This window comes from Streptomyces sp. NPDC001156, assembly GCF_053598275.1.
In genome coordinates this window covers 1-8,196 of the sequence record NZ_JBSFJX010000289.1, presented here as the reverse complement: position 1 = coordinate 8,196, position 8,196 = coordinate 1, and the positions used below count along the sequence as shown (strand labels likewise).

Here is an 8,196-nt window from a genome sequence, read left to right as displayed (position 1 = left end):
GCTTCCATGCCCACCCGGGTGATCTGGTTGTCCACCAGCCAGTCCCGCAGCGCCAGCAGACCGTCACTCATCGTGGAGAACGTCCGCACCTCACGCCGCGCCCGCTTCCCCGAACCCGGCAGCCGGATGCACACCTTCGCATCCGCCTTGCTCAAGTCGATCCCCGCGCACCGCTCTTCCACCACGTCCACGACCCTGACCCCTCCCAGTCGACGCGCGACGGGTACCCGCCCATCCGAGGCCACAGGATTCAAAGACGCTCTCTTGCGTGCTCATGGCAACAACATTGGATTCCTGCACACGGCCCCCGCGTCCGACTGACTATCGGGCTCACTCGCACCAAGTAGAAACGACGTCCTCCGGACGGGCACCCCGCCCATTTTCCCGGCCCCGGGGTGAGGCCGACAGGCCTCGGGATGACTGACTAGGAACGGTCTGGCTGGACTTCGCCGGACTCCTCCTCGACCATGTACTCGCCCGCTTCACCGACTCGGCAACCGGTGCGCTCTACGACACCGCCGCCGACGCCGAGCCGCTGATCCGCCGGCCGCAGGAGCCCACCGACAACGCCGCCCCGTCGGGATGGACCGCGGCGGCGGGTGCCTTGTTGAGCTATGCCGCACACACCGGATCGGCGCCCCACCGGGCCGCCGCCGAACGGGCGTTGGGGGTGGTGAAGGCTTTCGGGCCGCGCGTGCCCCGGTTCGGGGGCTGGGGGCTCGCCGTCGCCGAGGCCCTGCTCGAAGGGGCCGAAGGGGGTCGCCGTCGTCGGGCCCGGCCTCGCGGACGAGCGGACAATCGCCCTGCACCGTACGGCGCTCCTGGGCACCGCGCCGGGCGCCGTCGTCGCCGTCGGTGCCGCGGAGAGTGACGAGTTCCCGCTCCTCGCCGGCCGCCCGCTGGTGGCCGGCGAGCCGGCGGCGTACGTCTGCCGCAACTTCACGTGCGACGCGCCGACGACCGATCCGGAACGGCTCATCTCGTCCCTGAACAGGAGCTGAGCACCCGGGATGCGGTGCATCGGGCTGGTGAACTGTCTGAAACGGGGCAGGTGTTCGCATAGGTCCCATTACTCACGTGCCCGTTCCGAAACAAGCTGTTTATCGGAATAGCTCTCGCACTTCACAGACCCCCCCTACTTTCTTCACGGCGGGTCTACCGGTGGTAACTCACCGTTGCCCGCACAGGGGGTAATCGGGATCTGGGGGGGATCTTTTGCTCACGTCTGTCTTCATGGCCGCGGTCTCACTGGCCCTGTTCTGGATGGCGGCCTTCACCCTGTGGTGGCAGATGCACGCGTGGCGTACGCCCGAAGTGCTGGCCTCCACCCGGTTCGGCAGACCGGACGGCGGCGAACACCTGTCGTTCTCACTGCTGTTGCCGGCGCGGCACGAGCAGGCCGTGCTGGACCACACCGTCCAGCGGCTGCTCGAGTCCTCACACGCCGACTTCGAGATCATCGTGATCGTCGGGCACGACGACCCCGAGACCATGGAAGTGGCCGAGCGGGCCGCCGCCCGTGACCGGCGCGTCCGGGTCGTCGTCGACACCCACGAGAAGAAGAACAAACCCAAGGCCATGAACACGGCGCTGCCGCACTGCCGCGGCGACGTCGTCGGGGTCTTCGACGCCGAGGACCAGGTCCACCCGGAGCTGCTCGCCCACGTCGACCACGCGTTCCGCACGACCGGCGCGGACGTCGTCCAGGGCGGGGTGCAGCTCATCAACTTCCACTCCAGCTGGTACAGCCTGCGCAACTGCCTGGAGTACTTCTTCTGGTTCCGTTCCCGGCTGCACCTGCATGCGCAGAAGGGGTTCATCCCGCTCGGCGGGAACACCGTCTTCGTGCGCACCCGCGTCCTCAGGGAAGCGGACGGCTGGGACCCCAACTGCCTCGCCGAGGACTGCGACCTGGGCGTGCGCCTGTCCAGCGTCGGCAAGAAGGTCGTCGTCGCCTACGACTCCGACATGGTCACCCGGGAGGAGACCCCCGGAAGCCTCATGTCACTGCTCAAGCAGCGCACCCGCTGGAACCAGGGCTTCCTGCAGGTGTACCGGAAGAAGGACTGGAAGCAACTGGCCACCTTCGGGCAGCGGCTGCTCGCCCGGTACACACTGATGACACCCTTCCTGCAGGCCTTCTCCGGCGTGGTCATCCCGCTCAACGCGGCCGTCGCGCTCTTCCTCGACGTGCCCGTCGGCGTCGCCTTCCTCACCTTCCTGCCGCTGGTCATCGCCGCGGTCACCTTCGCCTTCGAGGTGGTCGGGCTGCACGACTTCGGCAAGCAGTACGGCCTGAGGGTCCGCCTCATCCACTACCTGAAACTCGTCATGGGCGGGCCCTTCTACCAGGTCCTCCTCGCCGGGGCCGCGATCCGCGCCATATGGCGCGAGCAACGCGGCCGTAACGACTGGGAGTTGACCACGCACGTCGGTGCGCACCTCATCGCGGCCCAGACCATCCGAGAGGACGTTCCTGCGTGACCTCCACATTTCCCGCGGTGACCGCAGCGAAGGTCCCCGCAGGGCGCCGACCCGTGCCCGAAACGCCTCCGGCCGGCCGGGCACGGCCGCCGGTACGGCTCCGCTCCTCCCGCCCCGACCTGCTGCTCTGCGGTGCCCTGCTCGCCGTGATGCTCGTCGTCCAGGGCTGGAACATCGCCGGCTACCCGACCCTCAGCGACGACGAGGGCACCTACCTAGCCCAGGCCTGGGCCGTCCAGCAGGGCCGGGGCCTCGCCCACTACACCTACTGGTACGACCACCCGCCGCTCGGCTGGATCCAGATAGCCCTGCTCAGCCAGCTCCCCGCGGCGATCAGCCCCGGCTCGATGACCGTCGGCACCATGCGGATCCTCATGCTCGGAATCAGCGGCGTCAGCGCGGTCCTCGTCTACGTCCTCGGCCGCCGGCTCTCGCTGCCCCGCTGGGCCGCCGGACTCGGCATGGCCCTGCTCGGACTCTCCCCGCTCGCGGTCGTCCTCAGCCGGGAGATCTTCCTCGACAACATCGCCGTGACGTGGCTGCTGCTGGCGTTCTGCCTCGCCGCCTCGCCCAGCCGCCACCTCTGGCACCACTTCGGCGCGGGCCTCGCCGCGGCCGCGGCCGTGCTCACCAAGGAAACGATGTTCGTGGTCCTGCCCGCCCTGTTCGTCACCATGTGGCGGCACAGCCACCGCGACACCCGCAAGTTCGCCCTCACCGGTGCCGTCACCGCGTGCGCCCTGATCGGCTTCTCCTACCCGCTGTTCGCCCTGCTGAAGGGCGAGCTGTTCCCCGGCGCCGGACACGTGTCCCTGTGGGACGGCATCACCTACCAGATGTCCCGGCCGGGTTCGGGCTTCATCCTCGACGGGCGCTCCGGCTCCTACGGCGTCCTGCACTCCTGGCTGTACTACGACCGCGTCCTGCCCCTCGGCGGCCTCGCCGGAGCCCTGCTCCTGCTGCTCACCCGGCGCTGGTCGGTCACCGCCCGCGCCCTCGCCGGCCCCGCGCTGACGGTCGCCGTCCTGGCCGCCGTGGCCCTGCGCCCCAACGGCTACCTGCCCGCCATGTACATCATCGGCGCGCTGCCCTTCCTCGCCCTGGTGCTGGCCGGCGGCACCGCCTCCGTCGTCCACGCGGTCGTGCGCCGATGGCGGGCCGACAGCGAGAGCCGGTACCTCACCGGTGGCCGGTACGCGCTCGCCACCGTCCTCGCCCTCGCCGCCGGGACCTACGTCGTACCGCACTGGTACGACGGCGACCGCACCGCCCTCACCGCCGACGCCAACAAGCCCTACCGGCAGGCCTCCCACTGGATGAGCACCCGGGTGGCGGACCCGCAGGACACCCGGGTCCTCGTCGACGACGCCCTCTGGCTGGACCTCGTGCACGCCGGGTACCGGCCCGGGCTCGGCGCCATCTGGTTCTACAAGGCCGACCTCGACCCGGCCGTCACCAGGACCATGCCGCGCGGCTGGCGGGACATCGACTACGTCGTCGCCTCGCCGACCGTGCGCCGCGACGCCAAGGACCTGCCCAACGTCAGGGCGGCGATCCAGCACTCCACGCCGGTCGCCACCTTCGGCACCGGACCCGACCGCATCGAGATCCGGCAGATCCAGGCCGTGGGAGCCACCAGATGAGCGAGTACACCGCACCCATACCCGGCCTCGACGCCGTCGAGGTACCGGAGCCCGGCGCCGTCACCATCGTCGTACCCACCTTCAACGAGTCCGCGAACGTCCGGCAGTTGCTGCACCGGATCACCGAGTCGGTGCCCGCGCGGCTGCCCTGCGAGGTCCTCTTCGTCGACGACTCCACCGACGACACCCCCGAGGTGATCCGGGTGGCCGCCCGGGACTGCCCGTTCCCGGTGGCCGTACTGCACCGTGAGGAACCCGTCGGCGGGCTCGGCGGAGCGGTCCTCGAGGGGCTGCGGGCGGCCACCTCGGACTGGATCGTCGTCATGGACGGCGACTGCCAGCATCCGCCGTCACTCGTACCGGAGTTGGTGGCCACCGGAGAGCGAACGAACGCCGGGCTGGTCGTCGCCTCCCGGTACACCGAGGGCAGCAGCCGGGCCGGGCTCGCAGGCAGCTACCGGGTGGCCGTCTCACGCGGGGCGACCTGGCTCACCAAGGCCCTCTTCCCGCGCAGGCTGCACGGCATCAGCGACCCGATGAGCGGCTTCTTCGCCATCCGGCGCAGCGCCGTCACCGCCGACGTGCTCCAGCCGCTCGGCTACAAGATCCTCCTGGAACTGGCCGTGCGCAGCCGCCCCCGCCGGGTCGCCGAGGTGCCGTTCGTCTTCCAGGACCGGTTCGCCGGCGAGTCCAAGTCCACCGCCCGGGAGGGCTTCCGCTTCCTGCGCCATCTCGCCGGGCTGCGCGCCGCCTCACCGGTCGCCCGAATGGTCGGCTTCGGGCTAATCGGCGCGAGCGGATTCGTCCCGAACCTGCTGGGCCTCTACGCCCTCACCGCCGTCGGCATGCACTACGTGCCCGCCGAGATCCTCGCCAACCAGCTCGGGGTCGCCTGGAACTTCCTGCTCATCGAGCAGCTGCTGTTCCGCGACCGGCGCGCGCACCGCCGCTGGGGGGACCGGCTCGGCCGGTTCGCGCTGCTCGCCAACGCCGACCTGGTGCTGCGCATCCCGCTGATCGCCCTGCTCGTCGGCCGGTTCGGCATGGGCGCCCTGCCGGCCACCGCGCTCGCCCTGGTCATGACGTTCGTCCTGCGCTTCGCTGGCACCGAAGCGCTGGTCTACCTCCCCCGCCGCCGGGGGAGCCGAGCAAGGAGAGCCGTGTGAGAGTCACGTACCGCAGGCGGACCGCGCTGGCCGGGGTGGGCGCCCTGACCGCCGGTCTGCTCCTCACCTCACCGCAGAGCGCCGAGGCTGCCAACCTGATCAAGAACCCCGGCTTCGAGACCGCCGGTACCGACGGCATGCCGAACTGCTGGGAGAGGTCGGGCTGGGGCGACAACGACTTCGGCTTCGAGACGACCCCGGACGCGCACTCGGGGTCCACGGCCATGAAGGTCACGCTGACCCGCCGCGTCGACGGCGACCGCAAGGCGCTGATCACGGAGTCCGCCGACTGCGCGCCGGCCGTGTCCGTCGGCAAGCAGTACGACCTCGGGCTCTGGTACAAGACCACCACCCCGGACGCCAACATCACGCTCTTCCGGCACGACACCACCGCCGGCTGGCAGTACTGGACCGACCTCAAGACCCTGGACATGGCGTCGGCCTGGACTCAGGCCACCGTCCGTACCCCCGAGGTCCCGGCCGGCACCGACCGCATCACCTGGGGTGTCTCCGTCTACGGCACCGGATCGGCGACCACCGACGACTACACCATGGACCAGGTCCCGGCCGCCGTTCCGCCGGCCCAGTGCACCGGCACGGACGACCAATGCGCGAACGGCAGCTGGTCGGTCCTGCCCACGCAGAACCCGGTCCGCTCCATGCACTCCGTCGTCCTCGCCAACGGCAAGGTGCTGCTGATCGCCGGGTCCGGCAACAGCGAGGAGAACTTCGACGCGGGCACGTTCACCTCGGCGGTGTACGACCCGGCGAACGGCACGTACAAGGTCGTCCCGACGCCGAAGGACATGTTCTGCGCGGGCCATGTGCAGCTCCAGGACGGGCGGGTGCTGGTCCTGAGCGGCAACAAGGCGTACCCGGTCGCGGGCGGCCATGGCTACGAGGGGTTCAAGGACTCGTACATCTTCGACCCGGCGACCGACACCTACAGCAGGACCAACAACCTCAACGACGGCCACTGGTACCCCTCGGCGACCGAGCTGGGCAACGGTGACGTCATCACCTTCGGCGGGCTGCGCGAGGACTCCACCGGCTCGGTGACCGCGGAGAAGTTCTCCTCGGCGCAAAACCAGTGGCTGCCGCTGTCGCAGGTCAACCAGACCTGGTCGTACTGGGGCCTGTACCCGTCGATGATCCTGATGCAGGACGGCCGCCTCTTCTACACGGGCAGCCATGTCTTCGGCAACAACATCCCCGGCACGGGCTCGGCGATCTACGACTACGACGCCAACACGATCACGCAGATCCCGGGGCTGCAAAACAAGGACGAGCGCGACCAGTCGGCGAGCGTGCTGCTGCCCCCGGCGCAGGACCAGAAGGTCCTCACCATCGGCGGCGGCAACATCGACTCCAACCCCGACGCGGGCCGGCTCACCGACCTGATCGACCTCAGGCAGCCGAACCCGTCGTACCTCGCCGGGCCGCCGGTTCCGCAGGGCACGGTCGACCTCGGCAACGGGCCGCAGCCGGAGACCGGCAACCAGGGCAAGATGTACGTCTCCGCCGTGCTGCTGCCCGACGGCAAGGTGCTGGAGACCGGCGGCGCCCTGCACAACCGCGCCGAACCGGTCCACGAGTCCTCGCTCTACGACCCCGGCACCAACACCTTCGACCCGGTGGCCGCCGACCCCGGGTCCCGTGGCTACCACTCCTCGGCGTTCCTGCTGCCCGACGGCCGGGTGATGGCCACCGGCGACAACCCGGGCAACGGCAGCTGGAACCACAACGTGTCCATCTACACCCCGCCCTACCTCTACAAGGGCACCCGCCCGACGATCACTTCGGTGATCAGCCAGGAGTGGAAGTACGGCGAAACCCAGCGGATCACGGTCGACCGCCCGATCGCCGAGGCCGAGTTGATCCGTCCCGCGGCGGTCACCCACTCGTCCGACCCGAATCAGCGGTTCGTGGACCTGCCCCTGTCGGTCGACGGCGACAACGTCGACCTGAACGTCACGAACAACCCGGACATGGCCCCGCCCGGCTGGTACATGCTCTTCGCGGTCGACGCCAACGGGGTGCCCTCGGTGGCCAAGTGGGTCCATCTGACGGGCCCGGCCGCCCTGAGCGCCGCGTCCCCGCACGTCCACGCCTTCGCCGACTCCCTGTCCGGCAAGGTCTCCGGCCCCGCCAGGAAGCGCGCCTCCCAGCAGGTCAGCCCCACCCTCTCCGGCTGCGACCACCACTACGGCTCCGCCAACGTGTGCGTGCCGACGGTCTTCCCGCCGAGGGTGAAGAAGACGGCCCGGGCGCGGTGCGACTGGCTCCGACAGAACGACTACGGGCGGTTGAAGGTCAACGGGGCCGACGACCCGCTGGGGCTGGACCGCGATCGCAACGGGACCGCGTGCGACAAGGGGGATGTGACCCGGCGCTAACCGTGCTCCGCCAGGGCGCGCTCCACGATGGCCTCCAGCTGGTCGTGGTGCGCGCCCTTCCAGTAGGCGCGGCCGCACTCCGTGCACTGGGCGAAGACGTCGCATTTGGCGGCCGTGAGCCGCTCGCGGAACAGCAGGGCGCCCAGCAGGACCACGTAGAACGGCTGGGTGTGATAGACGACCGTCGCGACGGAGATCGATGTGTTCTCGTACGCCTGGAAGAGCAGGACCCAGTTGAAGACGATGAACACGCCGCCCAGGACGGCCAGGCCCAGGGTTGGGAGCTGTTCGGTTTCGGATGTGCAGGAGTGTGTGTGCGTGTGCACGAGCATGTACTTGTTCGTGGTGGTGCAGCGCGCACGTCGCTTGGCGGGCACTGTCAGTGCCGGCCGGTAGCGTTCTTCCTGTTGCTGATCAAGCGTTGTGGAGGGGGCACGTCGATGCGTGGTGAGTCGCTGCGCACGATCGCTGCCCCCTTCGTGGCCGTCGGCCCGTCCGGCGTGGCGA

The 8,196-nt window shown here is 69.8% G+C and carries 5 protein-coding genes and 2 pseudogenes; 5 read left to right on the top strand and 2 right to left on the bottom strand.

Features of this window, described 5'->3' with window-relative positions; all coding sequences use genetic code 11:
• Window positions 1–191: pseudogene (locus ACWDA7_RS47755) on the bottom strand (IS110 family transposase); the annotation flags it as partial.
• A gap of 242 nt (window positions 192–433) precedes the next feature.
• On the opposite strand from ACWDA7_RS47755, the pseudogene ACWDA7_RS47750 reads away from it, so the two are divergent.
• The 5 genes and pseudogenes from ACWDA7_RS47750 to ACWDA7_RS47730 all read left to right on the top strand — a co-directional run.
• A pseudogene (locus ACWDA7_RS47750) lies at window positions 434–1,001 on the top strand (hypothetical protein); the annotation flags it as partial.
• Window positions 1,002–1,215: 214 nt separating this feature from the next.
• Window positions 1,216–2,484, top strand: coding sequence for a glycosyltransferase (locus ACWDA7_RS47745; protein ID WP_450613824.1), 1,269 nt, complete (start codon window positions 1,216–1,218; stop codon window positions 2,482–2,484).
• A complete protein-coding gene (locus ACWDA7_RS47740) occupies window positions 2,481–4,127 on the top strand; it encodes an ArnT family glycosyltransferase (RefSeq protein ID WP_450613822.1) in 1,647 nt (548 codons plus the stop codon). Before ACWDA7_RS47745 ends, ACWDA7_RS47740 begins: the two co-directional genes overlap by 4 nt.
• Complete coding sequence (locus ACWDA7_RS47735; protein ID WP_450613820.1) at window positions 4,124–5,293, top strand: glycosyltransferase; 1,170 nt, start codon at window positions 4,124–4,126, stop codon at window positions 5,291–5,293. Before ACWDA7_RS47740 ends, ACWDA7_RS47735 begins: the two co-directional genes overlap by 4 nt.
• Window positions 5,290–7,689, top strand: coding sequence for a galactose oxidase-like domain-containing protein (locus ACWDA7_RS47730; RefSeq protein WP_450613818.1), 2,400 nt, complete (start codon window positions 5,290–5,292; stop codon window positions 7,687–7,689). Before ACWDA7_RS47735 ends, ACWDA7_RS47730 begins: the two co-directional genes overlap by 4 nt.
• On the opposite strand, the gene ACWDA7_RS47725 is transcribed toward ACWDA7_RS47730, so the two are convergent.
• The coding region (locus tag ACWDA7_RS47725) for an EamA family transporter (protein ID WP_450613816.1) at window positions 7,686–8,196 on the bottom strand (511 nt) is incomplete at its 5' end. The genes ACWDA7_RS47730 and ACWDA7_RS47725 overlap by 4 nt on opposite strands.